Genomic DNA, 17,792 nt, shown 5'->3' with positions numbered 1-17,792 from the left:
AAGTTACGCAAGCCATTGAAACAACAAGCGATTTGACACATTGAAGATAGATGATCTTGAAGTATAGCGATGGAAACCCTTGTCCTGCATAGCTTTCCTTCCCAAACTGACTGGATTGGCACGTTTAAGGGCAAAAAATGAAGGCGACGATTTACCACAACCCCCAATGCAGCAATTCCCGCGGCGCATTGGCGCGGCTCCAGGCGCATGGGGCGGACATTGAGGTCATCGACTATTTGGCGACGCCGCCCGATGCCAATACCCTGCGCGCACTCATTGCCGAGGCAGGCCTGACCCCCATCGATGCCATCCGCAGCAAAGAGGCAGAGTTCGACGCGCTCGGCCTTGCGGACGCGGATCCGGAAACTCTGATCGCGGCAATGGCGAGCCACCCTCGCCTTTTGAATCGTCCGTTTGTGCGTACCGAACTAGGCACACGACTGTGTCGCCCACCGGAACGCGTGGAAGAGATTCTGCCGCAGGCGACTTAAACGCGGATTCGACCCAATGGCCACCAACCCCGGCCAGTCAAGGCATATCGGTCTGCGGCGCGTTCAAATGGATTGCGCACACTGACCCCCCCACACAATCCATACACCGGCAAGAACAGCACACCCAACACCATGTACTGAAAGACGTGGGCGCGCTCGTGATCACCCAAGCGGATGTGCGCCTCTTGTGCACGACCCGCGCGCGTCGCGTAGGTAAGGCAAGGCGAATCCAGTGAATTGCCGGTGTGCACGATGACATTGCCAAAGGTGATCGCACCACCCGGCCCCCATGGCCAGCCATGAAATACCAAGGCACACTCGCGTGTGCTTAGGTGCATGTGCGCACCAAATGGGAGACCTGCACTTCCCAATATCAAGCCAATGGCCGTGTTAGGTAACGTCCAAATGCCACCCAAACATTTGAGTGCCCAAACGAGGCGTGTATCCATGGCAACTAGACGGCGCGCTTCGCCAACCAATGATGGATCGTCTCTGGCACTTCCTTTTGCGCGCGGCTCGAGACGTAAATCCCGATATGCCCGCCTTTGAAGCTGAGTTCGGTGTAGTCACGCGTGCCGAGCAGTGATTTCATTTTGCGTGACGCGTCCGGCGGCACCAAATGATCTTGCTCGGCATAGATGTTCAGAACTGGCATGGTCACATCATCGAGATCCACCGGGCGATTGCCGATATCCACGTCTTTGTTAACAAAGCCATTGCCTTGATAGAACAACTTCACGAATTGACGGAACGCTTCGCCCGCTTGGTCTGGTGAATCGAAAATCCACTTTTCCATGCGCAGGAAGTCAGTCACCGCTTTGGGATTGTCGAGAATATCGACCAAGCCAACGTACTTCTGCATATTGAGTCGGAAGGGCTTCAACATCAGGTACGAATAGTTCATGACGTCAGCAGGAATGTTACCCATGGTGTCGACAAACAAATCGACATCCAATTCTTGCGTCCAATTTGACAGCATGTTGTCCGGGGTTTGGAAGTCGACCGGCGTCACCATCGTAATCAGGTTCTTGACCTTGGCAGGGTTGAGCGCGGCATAGCACAAAGAAAAAACGCCACCCTGACAAATACCTAAAAGATTGATCGCATTGACCTTGTGACGTTCGCGCAGGAAATCGACAGCGCCATTCAAAAAGCGCTGGATATAGTCCTCCAAGGTCAGAAACTTGTCTGATCGATCTGTATAGCCCCAATCGATCACGTAGACGTCTTCGCCGCGCTCAAGTAAGCCCTTTACCAAAGATCGATCGTCTTGCAAGTCGATCATGTAGGGGCGATTGACCAAGGCATAACTGACAAGAATCGGGATACGTGCGAGTGTCTTTCGCACCGGCGTGTAGCGGTACAAAACAACTTTGCCGTCGCGCCAAACTTCTTCTTTGTCTGATGCGCCGTAGTCGAAGTTATCGACGTTTCGCAAAGTGCCAAAACTTGCACCGAGCTTGGCCTGCACATTCGCGACTTCGTCGGCGATGCCTTCCGCCGTGATATCAATCGGTGACGTGTTTTTCATGTGCGCTTCCTGGCTGAGTTACGGCTTGCCGGGGCTTTACGCGCAGCTGTCCTTTTGGCCGCCTTCTTCGCCGCAGGGGCTTTCTTGGCCGCTGACTTCTTGGGCGCGACTTTACGTTCGGCATCTTCCGTTCTCGCAGACGTTGACGCGCGCCTCAGTGCACGTTCGAGCTCTGCGATTTTGCGATGGGCAGCATCCATTTCCGTTCGCGTCGGAATACCTAAGGCGTCACAGGCCTGTTCGATTTCGCGCTGCACGCCCGCGCGCAAACGCATCTGAGCGTTGACCATATTGGCGTAGGCAGTGCGATATTCACGCGAGAGTGCCACCTTCGCATAGGCCTGTTCTGCCGCGTCGACCCAAGTATCAAATAGGCCGCGTGCAGAGGTGATCGGCTTGCCGGTCACGCCCTGCTTTTCGAGCAAGGCCTCGAAATACTTCATCGCTGTTTCACCGGAATTGCCGAGTAACGCATTGTGTGTGGACAGTGCTTCTTGATAGTCCATTTGCGCCTGCATCAACTTTTGCAGACGTTCTTGGTGCTCTCGCGCAAGGCCGAAGGTCGGCACATTCAACCATGCCGAAAATTCGCGCTTCCAGCCATTCAACATCGGCTCCACCGACGAATACCACGCATCGAAACCCTGACTACCGCCGGATTGCATGTTCTTCAATGCATCCGCCATGACATTCCCCGAACTGTTTTCCAGCATTCGGCGCCACTCTTCTGCCACCGCTTTGGCCGTTGCGCCTTGATCGGCAAATTTCGCAGCCAACTCGTGCATCTGTGCATACCAGCCGTTGGACTGTGCATTAAAGCGATGCATCGCCGCCATGCTCTCCGGGTTTGCAAATTGAGAAGCCGCACGCGTCCATGCTTGAGACGGATCCTGCCAACCGCCCATGCCTGCAAAGCCGGTTGGCGGTACATTTTGGCCGGACATCGCGCCGCGCATCATGTTTTGCCACGCTTCCATATAGTGGCGGCCGAGGCTTTCGAAATCGTTGGGCCATTGCGGATTCATTGCTAATTACTCCTTGGAATTACTTGAATAATGACACTGGATGGACGACCCAAACCAGCTCAAGGTTTCGGAATGCGCAGGGTCTTGCTCACCATCAATGAGCCCGACACAGCGAACGCGATCACCAACGGATGGAATTGCCACGGACCAAGAACGATCTTGCCAAACCACACGTTGTCGCCAATCGCCCCTTGCCATGCAGCAACGGCTAGCATCACAACCAACACCAAGCTCGAAGGGATGGGCGTGCCTTCAAAATATTTGACCTTGCCTTCGGCGCCAGAGAGCGCCTCTGCAGTGACGTTGTAACGCGCCAATCGACTCACACCGCAGCACACGAAGTAACTCAACACCACCCAATCCCAGCCCCCTTGTAAGCCACAGGCATAAGCCAGCGCGGCTGGCGCAACACCAAAAGAGATCACGTCCGCTAACGAATCAAGTTCGCGTCCCAAAGATGAAGAGACGTTGCGCCAACGCGCGATTCGACCATCGAGTGCATCCAAGATGAAGGCCAAGGGAATCAGTGCCATGCCAATCAAGAGATCGCGCACATTGCCCTCTTGCAGATAGCGCATCGCGGCGAAGACAGCACCTGTGCCGCAGAACGCGTTCCCGAGCGTGAACCAGTCCGCCAGATGAAAATCACGGAACATGGAGAAGTGACGGGGCTTACTTGGGGTGTCCTGCATAGTGGGCTCCATTCGCCAGTCTGCACAGGATAGCCAAGTTCGCGTCGCGGCCCGGTCGTCGGGGCTGTGATATTTCGCGATCTCGAGCGAATCACTCTTTAAACCTACTGGACACAACGCATGACAGGCGCTTCGCTCACCCATGATCCACCGGACACTTCAGAGGCCGCCTTCCTAGGCTTACTGAACACGCACATCGGCATTCTGCACAAAGTGACCGCGACCTATGCCTGGACGCCGGAAGATCGCGCGGATCTCGCGCAGGACATCCGGGCCTCACTTTGGGCGGCATGGCCAATGTACGACGCGACGCGCTCCTTTTCGACTTGGATGTATCGCGTCGCACTCAACGTTGCGATCTCCGAAGTTCGTCGCAAGACCCGCATACAAAAGCACCACGTCGCATTCGATCCGACCGCGCACGACGTCGCTGCGCCCGAAGACAGCGAACGCGTGAATGAAAGCATGCAGCGCCTGAATCGCGCGTTGGATGCACTCGACGTCTTTAATCGCGCCCTGCTCATCATGCACCTCGATGACTTGAGTCACCGCGACATTGGCGAAGTGCTGGGCATGTCCGAATCGAATGTCGCCACCAAACTCAATCGCATCAAACAGAGATTGAAAACCCTTTTCTCTGCAGCATCGGAGACCTGAATCATGATTGCCAACCAAGATCTACAACTGGACGAATTGAAGAACGCGTTGAACGCACTGACCGCGCGCTTGGCAAAGGACGAGAAGGAAGAGAAATCAGCACTGCGTAGGCGCAAAGCCAACCACTTCAAGCGCGCCTTATGGCCGTTGTATGTGGGGCAGGTGTTCCAAATGGCCTTTGGTGTGCTGATGATCGCGCTCGGCGTGGCTGGATGGACGCAGCACCGCGACGGCAGCATGCTCATGTGGTCGGGCATCATCGTGCATACATATGGTGTTGCCTGCATCGTTGCCGCCGGCATTTTGTTTGGGCAGCTCGCAGGTTTGAATGCAAGCCAGCCCGTACTCGAACTCCAAGAGAAGCTTGCTCGCAGCCGAAAAGCCTATGTGATCGGTGGCATGGTGGTCGGTCTGGCCTGGTGGTTGTTCTGGCTTCCCTTTATGGCGACCTTGGCCGATGTGCTGACGCGAGGCCAAGTGGACTTCTATGCACGTATGGGTGGATCACTGTGGATCACCGTTGCAGTCGGCGTCGCAGGCTTGATGGCTACTGCGTGGTTCCATCGCTGGTCACGTGACCCTGCGCGACCGCGCCTCCGCCGCGCCATGGAAGATGCTGTCACCGGGGGCACCTTGGTCAAAGCACAAAAGAACTTGGATGAATTGAAGGCATTCGACGAAATTTGAATGGATCCCTCGCGCAATGTGCATGTGCCTGCGAAAATTGCATCCATGCACGTTGCCGAACCCCCGTTGCAAAGGAAAATCATCCATGTCGACATGGACGCCTTCTATGCATCGGTCGAGCAACGGGACGCACCGGAACTCAAAGGGCGCCCCGTTGTTGTGGCTTGGCGCGGTAGTCGTTCCGTGGTCTGCGCGGCGAGTTATGAGGCGCGGGTGTTTGGGGTTCGCTCTGCCATGCCAGCCGTGCGCGCTGAGCGGTTGTGCCCGGACGCGGTGTTTGTGCCACCGGACTTCAGTCGATACAAAGTTGTTTCGCAACAGATTCGTGAGATCTTTTCGCGCTACACGGATCTGATTGAACCGTTGTCGTTGGACGAGGCTTACCTCGATGTCACGCGTCCCAAATGCGATCTTGGCAGTGCCACACATATCGCGGCGCAAATCCGGGAAGAGATCAAACAAGAAACGCGACTCACCGCATCTGCGGGTGTCGCACCGAATAAGTTCATTGCGAAGATCGCGAGTGACATCAACAAGCCGGATGGTTTGTTCGTCGTCAAACCACACCAAGTCGAGGCATTCCTTGCAGATCTTCCGTTGGCGCGTTTGCCCGGCGTGGGAAAAGTGACGGATGCTCACTTGCAGAAATTGGGTTTCAAAAAGTGTGGCGATATTCGTGCTGCAAATGCGCAACTACTCGAAGCGCAGTTTGGAAAGTGGGGCAAGAGGTTGCACGAATTGGCGCATGGCATCGATGATCGCGCAGTCGTGCCAGAACGACCGACACTGCAAATCTCCAGTGAAGACACATTCGCGGTCGATGTGCCTTTGGGTGCATGCAATGACGCGATCCGCGCGCTCTCAATCAAAACGTGGCAAGCCTACCAACGTGAACTTCAGCGTCATCCGGGTCGACATGCGCGCACAGTAGTTTTGAAATTAAAAACGGCGCAGTTTCGTACCTTGACGAGATCGCTGACAGAACATCCCTTCCCTGTTGATGCAGACGCACTGTACGCGCGCGCTGTATCACTCTGCGAGCGCGTCGCCCTACCCGAGTCGACACTGTTTCGATTGGTTGGCGTGGGTGTCTCCGGATTTCAAGAGGACGCCTCTTCCGACCCCGGCTACATCGCGCAATTATTCGACGGCTAAATTGCCGCTCTGCAGCACAAAAGCAGACTTTTTCTGAGACGACCTGGATGCAAAAACTCCGTATTTATATGGGTTTTTCATGCGCAAAACAGGGTACGCTTACCTAACTGTTCACCGAGCTTGTACCTGACCATGCGCATTGGATACGTTGTCGACGCGGGCTGCGATTTACCGCAATCAATCATTGATCAAGAAAACGTCGTCGTGCTGCCAATTGCGGTTCGAATTGGCGAACAAGTCATCAACGACAGTCGCCAAGACGTGGTTAGCCAACAGTTCTTGGATAGCGGGATCGCTAAAGATGCAGCCGAGGCCGAAACCATTCCCTATACGGTTGAGCAGATTTCCGAATTGTTCCTGACCAAGCTCGTCGTCGACTATGACTACGTGATGGTTCAGACCATTACGGCGTCGCGTAGCCCGATCTACGAGCGCTGTGTGCAGGCAAGCTTCAAGATCCTTAGCGAATACCACGCGCCACGCGAAGCCGCGGGTTTTGCGACGCCCTTCAATATGCGTGTGGTGGATACCGGCACGCTATTTACCGGACAAGCCGTTGTTGCATGGGAAGCCATTCAATTGCGTCATAACGGCACATCGACGCAGGCGATTCGTAATCGAATCGACCGTGTGATTGCCAATACGCATGGTTTCTTGGTGACACCGGATCTCTATTACATTCGCAACCGCGGCCGCGCCAAGGGCGATCGCAGTGTCAGTCTGCTAAGCGCCGCACTCGGTACGACCCTCGATATCAAGCCATTGCTGTATGCCAATCGCGGTATGACCAAGCCTGTGGCAAAGCTTCGCGGCTTTGAACCCGCCTGCGAAAAGATGTTGAACTACGCAACGCGCGCGGTTGGCCAAGGCTTGCTTACGCCCGTCGTGTCCTTAGCCTATGGCGGCGACTTGGACGAAATGCGCAACATGCCGGGCTATGCCAGCCTCAAGCAAGCCTGTTTGAACAACGGCGTCACCCTGCTCGAATCCATGATGAGTCTCACTGGATTGATCAATATCGGCGCCGGCACCCTGAGTGTCGCCTTCGCACAAGAAGGCGTGTTCAACTTCGACTAAGCACCAGATCCGCCAAAGAAACGCTCGCGCGGCATTTCATCTTCGTGTGTGTCACGCGCGGGATCTAACAAGTCGCTTCGGCTCACGATGCCGACCAATGCATGACTGCCCTGCGCGTCGATCACGGGAAGTCGCTCAACGCCTGTCGCCGCCATGCGCGCAGCGACCGATCGACAGGTTTCCCCCAGCAGCGCAACCGGTCCCACGCCGTGCAGGAGATCACGGACGTGTCCTTCCGTTGCATCTTTAAAGTCATCACGTCGAATCAGACCCACTAAGGTTTCGCCATCTACGACGGGATAGCCGCGATGGGCTTGATGTGCGCCGAAGAAAGTCTGCCGTGCGCGTTCAATAGGCATATCCGCCGGAATCGCGACAACGTCTCGCGTCATGACCTCGTCGACAAAGCTACGTTCCAAAGGATCGACCCCGTACTCTCGATAGACGTGCAGTCCGCGGCGTGCGATTTTTTCGGTAAGAATTGAACGCGGCATCACCAGGACCGAAAACCCATAGGCTGTAGCGCAGCCTAAGGTTAGCGGCAGAAGTGCATGACTGTTTCCGGTCAGTTCGAAGGCAAAGAGAATAGCCATCAAGGGCGCACGCATGGTTCCACCCAATGTGGCCGCCATACATACCAAAGCCCATAGGCGGGGATCGCCCCCTGGCAGCCAAGGGCCGATCAGGTAGCCCAGTCCGGCACCAATCATCAGCAAGGGGGCCAGAACGCCGCCTGAGGTACCCGAACCTAAAGCGACCGCCCAAATAATGGCCTTCACCGCAAGTAGCGCGACCACGGTGCTGAGCAGCAAGTGGTGCGCCAACAGATCGGCGATGACGTCATAGCCGACGCCAAGCGCGCGCGGCTCCAGCCATCCGCCCAAGCCGACCACCAAACCACCGATGGCGGGCCACCACATCCAATGGAGAGGTAGACGTTCGAAGCCGTCTTCAACCCAATACAACAGACGGGTCATCAGCGCCGAGAGTCCGCCTGAGGCCAAGCCCGCCACAATGCTCGAGAAGATGGCCAGCGTTTCAACCGGTGGGGTTTGCATTGGGAACAGCGGCGCTGCCGGTGCCCAGAGGGGGCGCAAGAATCCAGCCACGGCACACGCAACAGCGACGGGGAGCAGACTCCTCGGTCGGAGTTCAAAGAGGAGCAGTTCTACTGCCAACAGAATCGCAGCAATAGGCGCACCAAACACCGCCGTCATACCTGCGCATGCACCCGCAACCAATAAGGCTTTGCGTTCGGCGGCAGTCAAGTGAAACGCTTGCGCCAATAGGGAGGCCACTGCACCACCGGTCATGATGACGGGCCCTTCAGCACCAAACGGGCCGCCACTGCCAATCACAATCCCGGAAGACAAGGGTTTCAGGACGGCCACCTTGGGCGACATCCGGCTCTTACCAAACAGAATGGCTTCCAAAGCTTCAGGGATGCCATGGCCGCGAATCTTTTCACTGCCGTAGCGTGCGATGAGCCCAACAATCAACCCGCCGAGTGCGGGGACAAGGATGACCCACGCGCCCAGCGTATTGGTTGCTGGCGAAACCTCGTCGAAACTGAGTCGTTGAAAGAAGAACAGCTGTGTAAAAAAGCGGATCATGCTCAGCAAGACCCATGCACCAATCGTACTTAGAACGCCGATGACAACAGCGAACAAAGCAAGCCATGGCAAGCGATCGTTTCTTGCAAAATCTCGACCTCTCATGGCTTACGCCCCTTCTTTTCGTTAGATCGATCCATCGCCGCCACGCGTGTTGCCGCGTCAAAGACGGCGCCGAGTTGCGCAAGCTCTTCTGCGTGATGGCTTGCAACACGCGCGACTGCACGTCTGGCCTTTGGCATCGGCGCCACTTCGACGAAACGTGCATCGCCGCGACCTGCCCGCTTCTTGACCCAGCCCTGCGCCTCGCATCGTTTCACCAACGCCGCGGTGGATTGATGACTGGCTTGTAGGCGATCGGCCAATTCAACGATGGTGGCCCAGTCGCGATCCGGAAAGCCGCAGAGATGCAATAGCAGCAAATACTGTGCGGGCGTCAGACCTGCTTCTCTGGCTGCAGATTCACTGAACCGCAGAAAGCCGGCCAACTGGCATCGGAATTCAGAGAGCACTTCGTCTTGTTTCTTATCGAGCATTGGACGCACCACGGATATACAACGTTATTGTATATATGCAAGAGGAAAAAAAACGGGCCCGTAGGCCCGCTTTTCCGGAACAGTTGAATGCTTTCGATTACTCAGCAGCAGGCGCTTCGCCAGCCTCTTCATCGAGCGCCTTCATCGACAGGCGAATACGGCCTTGCTTGTCGACTTCCAACACCTTGACCTTGACGATATCGCCTTCTTTCAACTTGTCGCTGACTTTTTCAACGCGTTCGTTGGAGATTTGCGAAACGTGCACCAGGCCGTCTTTGCCCGGCAAGATCGTAACGAATGCACCGAAGTCCATGATCTTGGCAACCTTGCCCTCGTAGACGCGACCCGGCTCGACATCGCTCGTAATTTGTTCAATGCGCGTCTTGGCAGCCATTGCCGCGGCATTGTTGACCGAAGCGATGGTGATCGTACCGTCATCTTGGATATCGATCTGGGTGCCGGTTTCCTTGGTGATGCCTTGAATCGTGGCGCCGCCCTTACCGATCACTTCGCGGATCTTGTCCGGGTGGATCTTGATCGTCAGCAAGCGCGGTGCGAATTCGGAGAGTTCCGAACGCGCGGTCGTGAGTGCCTTGGCCATTTCGCCGAGGATATGCAAACGGCCGTCCTTGGCTTGCGCCAAAGCAACCTTCATGATTTCTTCGGTGATGCCCTGAATCTTGATGTCCATTTGCAAGGCGGTCACGCCTGCTTCTGAACCGGCAACCTTGAAATCCATGTCGCCCAAGTGATCTTCGTCACCCAGGATGTCCGACAAGACGACATAGTCAGTGCCTTCTTTGACCAGGCCCATGGCGATACCTGCCACCGGACGTTTCACCGGCACGCCGGCGTCCATCAAGGCGAGCGAGGAACCACACACCGAAGCCATCGAAGACGAGCCGTTCGATTCGGTGATTTCAGACACGACGCGAACCGTGTACGGGAACGCTTCCAGCGTCGGCATCATGGCGAGGACGCCACGCTTAGCCAATCGGCCGTGACCGATTTCGCGACGCTTCGGCGCACCGAAACGACCCGTTTCACCAACCGAGTAAGGCGGGAAGTTGTAGTGGAACATGAAGTTCTCTTTCCACTCACCGGCGACGTCATCGATAATTTGGCCATCACGTGCCGTACCAAGCGTGGTCACAACCAAGGCCTGCGTTTCGCCACGGGTGAACAATGCCGAACCGTGCACGCGCGGCAACACGCCGACCTTGACCGAGATCGGACGGACATCCGTCAAACCACGACCGTCGATGCGCTTCTTGGTTTGCAGCACGGATTGACGCATCGTGCTGTATTCCTGCTCGCCGAATTCTTTGCCAACGTCGCCGGCTGTCCAGCCAGCGGCCTCGCCCTTCGGATTCAACAGATCGGAGATTTCTTTGCGCAGCGAGTTGAGCGTCAAGCGACGGTCTGCTTTCTCGATGATCGAGTAAGCATGCTTCATGCGATCACCAATGGCGCTGGCGAGTTCGCTGATCAGCGATTCGTTCTTCGCCGGTGCGGCCCAGTCGGAGGCTTGGACGCCGGCTTCGGCGACCATTTCCTTGATGGCATTGATGACGACTTGCGACTCGCGGTGGCCAAACATCACAGCACCGAGCATCACGTCTTCGGACAATTCCTTGGCTTCCGATTCAACCATCAATACGGCGTCTTGCGTGCCTGCAACCACCAATTCGAGCTCAGAGGTTTTCAGTTGTTCAACGCTGGGGTTGAGAATGTATTGGCCGTTTGCGTAGCCGACCTTGGCCGCAGCGATCGGGCCTTGGAACGGCGAGCCACACAAAGACAATGCAGCCGAGGCACCAATCAATGCCGGGATGTCACCTTCCACTTCCGGATTCAATGACATCAAAGTCACAATGATCTGGACTTCGTTCTTATATTCTTCGGGGAACAGCGGGCGGATCGGGCGATCGATCAAGCGCGAGATCAAGGTTTCTTTTTCAGTCGAACGGCCTTCACGTTTGAAGAAGCCACCCGGAATGCGACCACCTGCGTAGAACTTCTCTTGGTAGTCAACGGTCAGCGGGAAGAAGTCTTGGCCTTCGCGAGCCGACTTTGCACACACTGCCGTGGCGAGCACAACCGTGCCATCCACCGAAACCATGACGGCGCCGCCGGCTTGGCGTGCGATTTCGCCGGTTTCTAGGGTGACGGTGCGACCGCCGTACTGAAAGCTCTTGGTGATTTTTGCCACGATGGTTTGATCCTTGGTTTCATGGTTTTCGCCGAGCCCCTGCCCGTGCGAATTTTGGTATTGCAAAAATAAAACCGCGGCCATAAGGCCGCGGTTGATATTGGCTTAGCGGCGCAGACCCAACTTCTGGATCAAAGCCTTGTACCTTTCTGCGTCCTTGCGGTGCAGATAGTCGAGCAAGCTACGACGCGTGTTGACGAGTTTCAACAAACCGCGACGGCTGTGGTGATCTTGTTTGTGCACTTTGAAGTGACCGGTCAGCATTTCGATGCGAGCGGTGAGCAACGCGACTTGGACTTCCGGCGAACCGGTGTCGTTGGCGCCACGCTTGTTGTCTTCAATGATCTTGCTGGTGTCGATTGACATTGCCTTACTAACCCTATTTAGATGCGCATATCACAGGAACCTGGTTCGGCAGCCAGACACCGTGCATATCGCCGTGAAAGAAATGCCCATGCGTTATGCATGGGCGGACATATTGTACGTCAAGGCGTTCGCCCGTGTCACATGCCTGCGCTTAATGTCGGATCGGGCTTGGCTAAATGAGCCGTCCAAATGAACAGGCGTTTTGGGCGAAGCGCACCGGTTTCGTCCACCAGCCCGAGGCCCAGGGCTTTGCCGGCTCGATCGAAGATCGCCACTTCACCAGGGTTTGGAAAGGCACCGTGAACAACTTGGCCGCGCGCCAAAGCCAAGGCCTGCGACGGCTGAACGGACACTTCAAGCCATGCCGTCAGCCCCGTCTCGATCGGCAGCAGGCAGGCGTCCAGCGTCTGTAGTCCGCCACGCTCCACCATGTCTTGCAGGGCTTCGAAGGTCCACATGCGCGGCTCACGGAAGGGGTCGACCCAAAGCCTGCGCAATTCAGCAACGTGTGCGCCACAGCCCAACTTTTCACCCAAGTCGCGCACCAGGCTGCGTACGTAGGTACCGGAGCCACACTCAACATGAAGCCGTAACAGCGGCACATTTTCCAGAAGGTCACCCGCTCCGACTAATTCGAAAGCATGCACATCGACGGCTCTTGGCGCGATTTCGATCTTTTCGCCACGCCGCGCTTTGACATAGAGGGGCTCACCCCCACGCTTCAATGCGGAATAGATGGGAGGCACTTGCTGCAAATGACCGGTCAATTCGGACAGTGCTGCTTGGATTTGATCGAGGGTGACAGGAGGCACCTCGCAGGTACGAAGCACTTCGCCTTCTGCATCATCGGTGTCGGTCACAACGCCCAGGCGCGCAACCGTCTCGTAGGCTTTGCGAGCACCGAGCAAACCGCCGGCAATCTTGGTGGCCTCACCAAAGCAAATAGGTAGCAGACCGGTGGCCAACGGATCCAATGAACCGGTGTGTCCCGCTTTCTCGGCTTGAAACAAATGCCGGACGCGCTGCAAGGCTTGATTCGAACTTGGCCCACGCGATTTGTCTAACAGCAAGATGCCGTGCAATGGTCGAAAGCGTGGGCGTCGCGGCGACTGCGTCATGCACCGATTGTAGACGCAACGTGCGCCAAAACCGCCAGCAATTTACTCAATGGGACGTGTCGTCCCCGTCCGCCGTGCCTTCGTCTTCTTCAGACAGGTCCGCGGTCGGCAATTGCTTCAAGAGTGTCTCGATATGCTCGCCGCGATCCAGAGATTCATCATAGAAAAAATGCAGTTCGGGCACATGACGCAACTTCATCATGTGCGCGAGCGACTTGCGCAGTTCTTTTGAAAGCTGTTGCAGTGCTTTCAAAGTTTCAAGCGCAGAGTCTTTTTCAAACGCGGTGACAAATACTTTCGCATGCGCGAGATCACGCGTGACTTCTACGTCCGAAACACTGACCGAAGGGAGTCCGTATTCGCGCATGGCGTTGTGCACCAAGGTGCCGACGTCACGGCGCAATTGCGCCGCGACGCGGTCACTTCGATGGAAGGACTTGCGACCGACCATCAGAGTGTACGTTGCACTTCAATGCGTTCGAAGCATTCGATCTGGTCACCCGGACGCACTTGATCGTAACCCTTCACGCCGATACCGCATTCGGTACCCTGCTTCACTTCGTCGACGTTTTCTTGGAAGCGACGCAAAGAATCCAAATCGCCTTCGAAGATCACCGTGCTGTCGCGCAACACGCGCACAGGCTTGCCGCGACGAATCACGCCTTCGATCACCACGCTGCCGGCAATGGAGCCGAACTTCGAGTGACGGAACACTTGCTGCACGGCTGCCGTACCGATGATCTCTTCGCGAATTTCCTTGCCCAACACACCCGAGGCAATTTGCTTCACTTGGTCGATGACGTCGTAGATGATCGAGAAGTAACGAACATCCAATCCGTGCGTATCAATCGTGCGCTTCGCGGTTGCGTCTGCACGCACGTTGAAGCCGATGATCGCAGCCTTGGAAGTGGCCGCCAACTGCGCATCGGAATCGGTGATACCACCTACGCCGCCGCCGATCACATTGATACGAATTTGGTTGTTGGACAGACCCGTCAATGCTTCGCGCAATGCTTGGAAGGTGCCATGGACGTCGGCCTTGACGACGAGGTTGAGCGTTTGCTGCGAAGCGCCCTCGCCCATTTGCGCCATGATGTCTTCCATGCGGTTGCCACCTTGCGCAACCAAACGTGTTTCGCGACGTTTTGCATCACGTTGCTGTGCCACGTCTTTCGCAAGACGCTCATCCGCTACTACGACAAAATCATCACCCGCATCCGGCACGCCGGACAGACCGAGCAATTGCACCGGAATGGACGGACCCGCCGCAGCGACGTTATTACCTGTCTCATCGAACAAGGCGCGGACACGGCCATACTGCACGCCGCAGACCAAGTAGTCGCCCTTCTCGAGGACGCCACGTTGCACCAACACGGTGGCGACCGGACCCCGACCCTTATCAAGCGTCGATTCGATCACGATGCCCTGTGCGCGGCCTGTTGCAACTGCCGTCAGTTCAAGCACTTCGGATTGCAGGCTAATGGCATCCAGCAAATCGTCAACGCCTTGGCCCGTCTTGGCCGAGATCTCGACCATCTGCGTATCACCACCAAAATCTTCCGCCACCACTTCGTGGGTCAAGAGTTCATTCTTGACGTTGGACGGATTGGCATCGCTCTTGTCCATCTTATTGATCGCAATGATCAACGGCACTTTGGCTGCACGTGCGTGTTGAATGGCTTCGATCGTTTGCGGCATAACGCCGTCATCCGCAGCCACAACCAACACCACGATATCTGTCAGCTTCGCACCACGTGCGCGCATAGAGGTAAATGCAGCATGGCCTGGCGTATCAAGGAAGCTGATCACACCTTTCGGCGTTTCCACGTGATAGGCGCCAATGTGCTGGGTAATGCCACCCGCTTCACCATTAGCCACCTTGGTGCGGCGAATGTAGTCGAGCAAGGAGGTTTTGCCGTGATCGACGTGACCCATGATGGTGACAACCGGCGGACGCGGGGTCAGGGAACCATCGTTCACGTCTTCCACATGTGCCAGCAAATCACTTTCAGCGTCATTGTCCGCAGCACGTGTTGCGACGTGACCCAGTTCTTCAGTCACCAAAGCCGCCGTGTCGTGATCGATCGATTGATTGACCGTCGCCATGACGCCCATCTTGAACAAAGCCTTGACGACGTCGCCGCCCTTCAAAGCCAACTTCTGTGCAAGATCTGACACGGTAACGGCATCGCCCAAGGCGATTTCACGCACGATCGGTGCGGTAGGACGTTGGAAACCATGGTCGCCCGAGCCGGTGCGCACTTGCTCCGGACGGTGTGCCTTTTGTTTGCCACCGCGTGCCGCACCACCACGACGCGCGCGATCTTGCGCAGTCAGGTGCAACTTGCCGGCGAAACGTGCTGCACTGTCATCGTCTTCAACCGTCGAGACCATGGCATTGTCGCCACGCCCACGATGCGCCTTGTTGGCCGGCGTGGATGTGCGATCGTCGCGTGTCGACTTCTTCGCAGGCGCCGGACGTGTCGCCGCCGGTTTCGGTCGCGCTGCGCTCGGTGCTTCGCTATCGCTGCGTTTGCCACGCGCTTCGGAAGCCTCCAAGGCAGCTTGCGCCGCAGCGGCGTCAGCTTTGGCTTTGGCTTCTTCTAGCTTGGCCTCTTCTGCCATCTTTGCTTCGCGACGCTCACGGTCCATTTCGGCCAGGCGCTGTTGCTCTTCAAGATTGCGCTGCCTCGATTCATCGAGCTTGCGTTGGATCTCTGCCTGCTCGTCGCTCACCGGTCCCGCTGCTTTCGCTTCCGCGGTCGGACCGAGCTGAATCTTTTTGCGGACGACGACGCCGACGGTCGACTTGTTCTTGCCGCCGCCGACTGTGATTTCCTCAACTTTCCGGCGCGACAATGTGATCTTCTTCGGCGCCACATTGGCACCACCGGAAGCTTCACCGCGTCCATGCGTTTTTTTCAAGTACGCCAGAAGTTTGGTCTTCTGGTCGCTGGACACTTCTTGATCTGCGCTATCAAAGGGCATGCCTGCTTCAGCAAGCTGCACAAGCAAAGTCTCAACCGGCTTGTTAACCAACTCGGCGAGTTTGCGAATGGTGGTGTTTTGCGACATGCGTTTTCCGTTTTAGTTGGCGCCTGACGGCAGCCGGAATTGAGTAATCAGAACATGATGAACATGTTCATTCGAACCAATGTTTGCGGGCTTCCATGATCAGCGCAGCAGCGCGCGTCTCATCCATGTCCTCGATATCTGTAATTTCGTCCACAGCAAGCTCGGCCAAGTCGTCGCGTGTGCGTACACCGCGTGATGCGAGCACGTAAGCGGTGGCTTCGTCCATGCCTTCCAAAGACAACAAATCTTCAGCCGGACTACCATCTTCCAAGCCTTCCTCGGCCGCAAGCGCTTCGTTCAACAAGGCATCACGTGCGCGGGCACGCAATTCTTCCACGATGTCTTCGTCGAAGCCTTCAATCGCCAACAATTCGCCAACCGGCACATAGGCAATTTCTTCCACTGTGCTGAAGCCTTCGGTGACCAAGATGCCTGCGATTTCTTCGTCAACTTCGAGCTTTTCCATGAACAACTGACGTGCCGTTGCTTGTTCAGCTTCGGACTTGGCTTGCACTTGATCAGCCGTCATCACGTTCAATTGCCAGCCGGTCAAGCGGCTTGCCAAACGGACGTTCTGACCGCCACGACCAATGGCCTGCGCAAGCTTTTCTTCGGTGACTGCCAAATCCATTGAATGCTTGTCTTCGTCAACGATGATCGACTGCACTTCAGCTGGGGCCATCGCATTGATGACGAACTGGGCGACGTTGTCGCTCCAAAGGACGATATCAACGCGCTCACCATTGAGTTCGTTGGTGACCGCTTGTACGCGCGAGCCGCGCATACCGATACAGGCGCCGATCGGGTCGGTGCGGGTGTCGTGCGCAAGCACAGCGATCTTGGCGCGATCGCCGGGATCACGTGCACACGCCTTGATTTCAACCAAGCCCTGACCGACTTCCGGCACTTCCAAGCGGAAAAGCTCCATCATGAATTCAGGTGCGGCACGGCTAACAAACAACTGCGGACCACGCGGTTCGCTACGGACGTCGTACAAGTAACCGCGCACGCGATCACCGGTACGCAAGGCATCACGCGGAATGCCTTTGTCTTTGGCAATGAAGCCTTCAGCGTTACCGCCGAGATCCACATAGATATTGCCGCGCTCGACGCGCTTCACGGTACCGGTCACCAATTCACCGACGCGGTCTTTCCAGGCATCAACGACTTGCATGCGCTCAGCTTCGCGCACGCGTTGAACAATCACTTGCTTGGCGGCTTGTGCAGCAATACGGCCGAATTCTGCGTTATCGATCGGCTCTTCAATGTAATCACCCACTTCGGCGCCTTCGCTTTCGTCGATGGCATCCATCAAGCGCAGTTGGCGATCGGGTGATTCCATGACCACGTCATCGGCAACGACTTCCCAACGACGGAAGGTTTCGTAGCTGCCATCCTTCGGATTGACGGCAACGCGCACGGAAACGTCTTGATCTACGTAGCGCTTCTTGGCGGCCGATGCGAGTGCCGCCTCGATGGCTTCGAGAATCACGCGCTCGGGCACACCTTTTTCGTTTGCGACTGCTTCGACGACCAGCAAAAGTTCCTTGCTCATCT

17 protein-coding genes are annotated in these 17,792 nt (G+C 56.3%); 5 read left to right on the top strand and 12 right to left on the bottom strand.

The features are described from left to right. Nucleotides 1-137: 137 nt before the first annotated feature. Nucleotides 138-491 carry an arsenate reductase (glutaredoxin) gene (gene arsC, locus G7069_RS08565; RefSeq protein WP_166296519.1) on the top strand — a complete coding sequence of 118 codons (354 nt, stop codon included), beginning with the start codon at nt 138-140 and terminating at the stop codon, nt 489-491. Here the strand turns inward: arsC and G7069_RS08560 are convergent. From G7069_RS08560 to pssA, 4 genes are read right to left on the bottom strand one after another with little or no spacing between them, the layout of a single operon-like run. Next, complete coding sequence (locus G7069_RS08560; RefSeq protein ID WP_166296516.1) at nt 488-940, bottom strand: hypothetical protein; 453 nt, start codon at nt 938-940, stop codon at nt 488-490. The two genes, arsC and G7069_RS08560, sit on opposite strands and share 4 nt — an antisense overlap. Nucleotides 941-945: 5 nt before the next feature. Continuing rightward, a complete protein-coding gene (phaC, locus tag G7069_RS08555) occupies nt 946-2,022 on the bottom strand; it encodes a class III poly(R)-hydroxyalkanoic acid synthase subunit PhaC (protein ID WP_166296513.1) in 1,077 nt (358 codons plus the stop codon). Continuing rightward, on the bottom strand, nt 2,019-3,047 hold the full coding sequence (phaE, locus tag G7069_RS08550; protein ID WP_166296510.1) for a class III poly(R)-hydroxyalkanoic acid synthase subunit PhaE: 1,029 nt from the start codon (nt 3,045-3,047) through the stop codon (nt 2,019-2,021). Before phaE ends, phaC begins: the two co-directional genes overlap by 4 nt. Before the next feature lie 59 nt (nt 3,048-3,106). Next, nucleotides 3,107-3,739 (bottom strand): CDP-diacylglycerol--serine O-phosphatidyltransferase, encoded by a 633-nt coding sequence (gene pssA, locus G7069_RS08545; protein WP_240912541.1) that lies wholly within the window; start codon nt 3,737-3,739, stop codon nt 3,107-3,109. A gap of 120 nt (nt 3,740-3,859) precedes the next feature. Between pssA and G7069_RS08540 the strand changes: the two genes are divergently transcribed. The 4 genes from G7069_RS08540 (at nt 3,860) to G7069_RS08525 (ending at nt 7,315) form a co-directional block, all read left to right on the top strand. Further along, on the top strand, nt 3,860-4,396 hold the full coding sequence (locus G7069_RS08540) for a sigma-70 family RNA polymerase sigma factor (RefSeq protein WP_166296507.1): 537 nt from the start codon (nt 3,860-3,862) through the stop codon (nt 4,394-4,396). A 3-nt stretch (nt 4,397-4,399) separates the two neighbouring features. Further along, nucleotides 4,400-5,083, top strand: a complete 684-nt coding sequence (locus G7069_RS08535; RefSeq protein ID WP_166296504.1) for a hypothetical protein — start codon at nt 4,400-4,402, stop codon at nt 5,081-5,083. 45 nt (nt 5,084-5,128) lie between these two features. Then, entirely contained in the window at nt 5,129-6,238 is a 1,110-nt protein-coding gene (dinB, locus tag G7069_RS08530; RefSeq protein ID WP_240912670.1) for a DNA polymerase IV, read from the top strand. 132 nt (nt 6,239-6,370) lie between these two features. Then, nucleotides 6,371-7,315, top strand: a complete 945-nt coding sequence (locus G7069_RS08525; protein WP_166296480.1) for a DegV family protein — start codon at nt 6,371-6,373, stop codon at nt 7,313-7,315. On the opposite strand, the gene G7069_RS08520 is transcribed toward G7069_RS08525, so the two are convergent. The 8 genes from G7069_RS08520 to nusA all read right to left on the bottom strand — a co-directional run bounded on the left by G7069_RS08520 (nt 7,312) and on the right by nusA (nt 17,790). Then, nucleotides 7,312-9,033, bottom strand: a complete 1,722-nt coding sequence (locus tag G7069_RS08520; protein ID WP_166296477.1) for a chloride channel protein — start codon at nt 9,031-9,033, stop codon at nt 7,312-7,314. The genes G7069_RS08525 and G7069_RS08520 overlap by 4 nt on opposite strands. Further along, complete coding sequence (locus G7069_RS08515) at nt 9,030-9,464, bottom strand: MarR family winged helix-turn-helix transcriptional regulator (RefSeq protein ID WP_166296456.1); 435 nt, start codon at nt 9,462-9,464, stop codon at nt 9,030-9,032. The genes G7069_RS08520 and G7069_RS08515 overlap by 4 nt, the downstream gene beginning before the upstream one ends. A 97-nt stretch (nt 9,465-9,561) precedes the next feature. Beyond that, nucleotides 9,562-11,676 carry a polyribonucleotide nucleotidyltransferase gene (gene pnp / locus G7069_RS08510; protein WP_166296453.1) on the bottom strand — a complete coding sequence of 705 codons (2,115 nt, stop codon included), beginning with the start codon at nt 11,674-11,676 and terminating at the stop codon, nt 9,562-9,564. Between the two features lie 105 nt (nt 11,677-11,781). Continuing rightward, a complete protein-coding gene (gene rpsO / locus G7069_RS08505; protein WP_166296450.1) occupies nt 11,782-12,042 on the bottom strand; it encodes a 30S ribosomal protein S15 in 261 nt (86 codons plus the stop codon). Nucleotides 12,043-12,179: 137 nt separating this feature from the next. Beyond that, nucleotides 12,180-13,160, bottom strand: coding sequence for a tRNA pseudouridine(55) synthase TruB (gene truB / locus G7069_RS08500; protein ID WP_166296447.1), 981 nt, complete (start codon nt 13,158-13,160; stop codon nt 12,180-12,182). 46 nt (nt 13,161-13,206) lie between these two features. Continuing rightward, nucleotides 13,207-13,611 carry a 30S ribosome-binding factor RbfA gene (gene rbfA / locus G7069_RS08495; protein ID WP_166296444.1) on the bottom strand — a complete coding sequence of 135 codons (405 nt, stop codon included), beginning with the start codon at nt 13,609-13,611 and terminating at the stop codon, nt 13,207-13,209. After that, a complete protein-coding gene (infB, locus tag G7069_RS08490; protein WP_166296441.1) occupies nt 13,611-16,235 on the bottom strand; it encodes a translation initiation factor IF-2 in 2,625 nt (874 codons plus the stop codon). Before infB ends, rbfA begins: the two co-directional genes overlap by 1 nt. A gap of 67 nt (nt 16,236-16,302) precedes the next feature. After that, nucleotides 16,303-17,790, bottom strand: coding sequence for a transcription termination factor NusA (gene nusA, locus G7069_RS08485; RefSeq protein WP_166296438.1), 1,488 nt, complete (start codon nt 17,788-17,790; stop codon nt 16,303-16,305). Nucleotides 17,791-17,792: the final 2 nt, after the last annotated feature.

Origin of the sequence: Lysobacter sp. HDW10, assembly GCF_011300685.1 — a bacterium.
In the GTDB taxonomy this organism is placed as follows: domain Bacteria; phylum Pseudomonadota; class Gammaproteobacteria; order Xanthomonadales; family Xanthomonadaceae; genus Solilutibacter.
The sequence above is the reverse complement of the archived record's forward strand: the minus strand, read 5'-3'. Positions and strand labels throughout refer to the sequence as shown.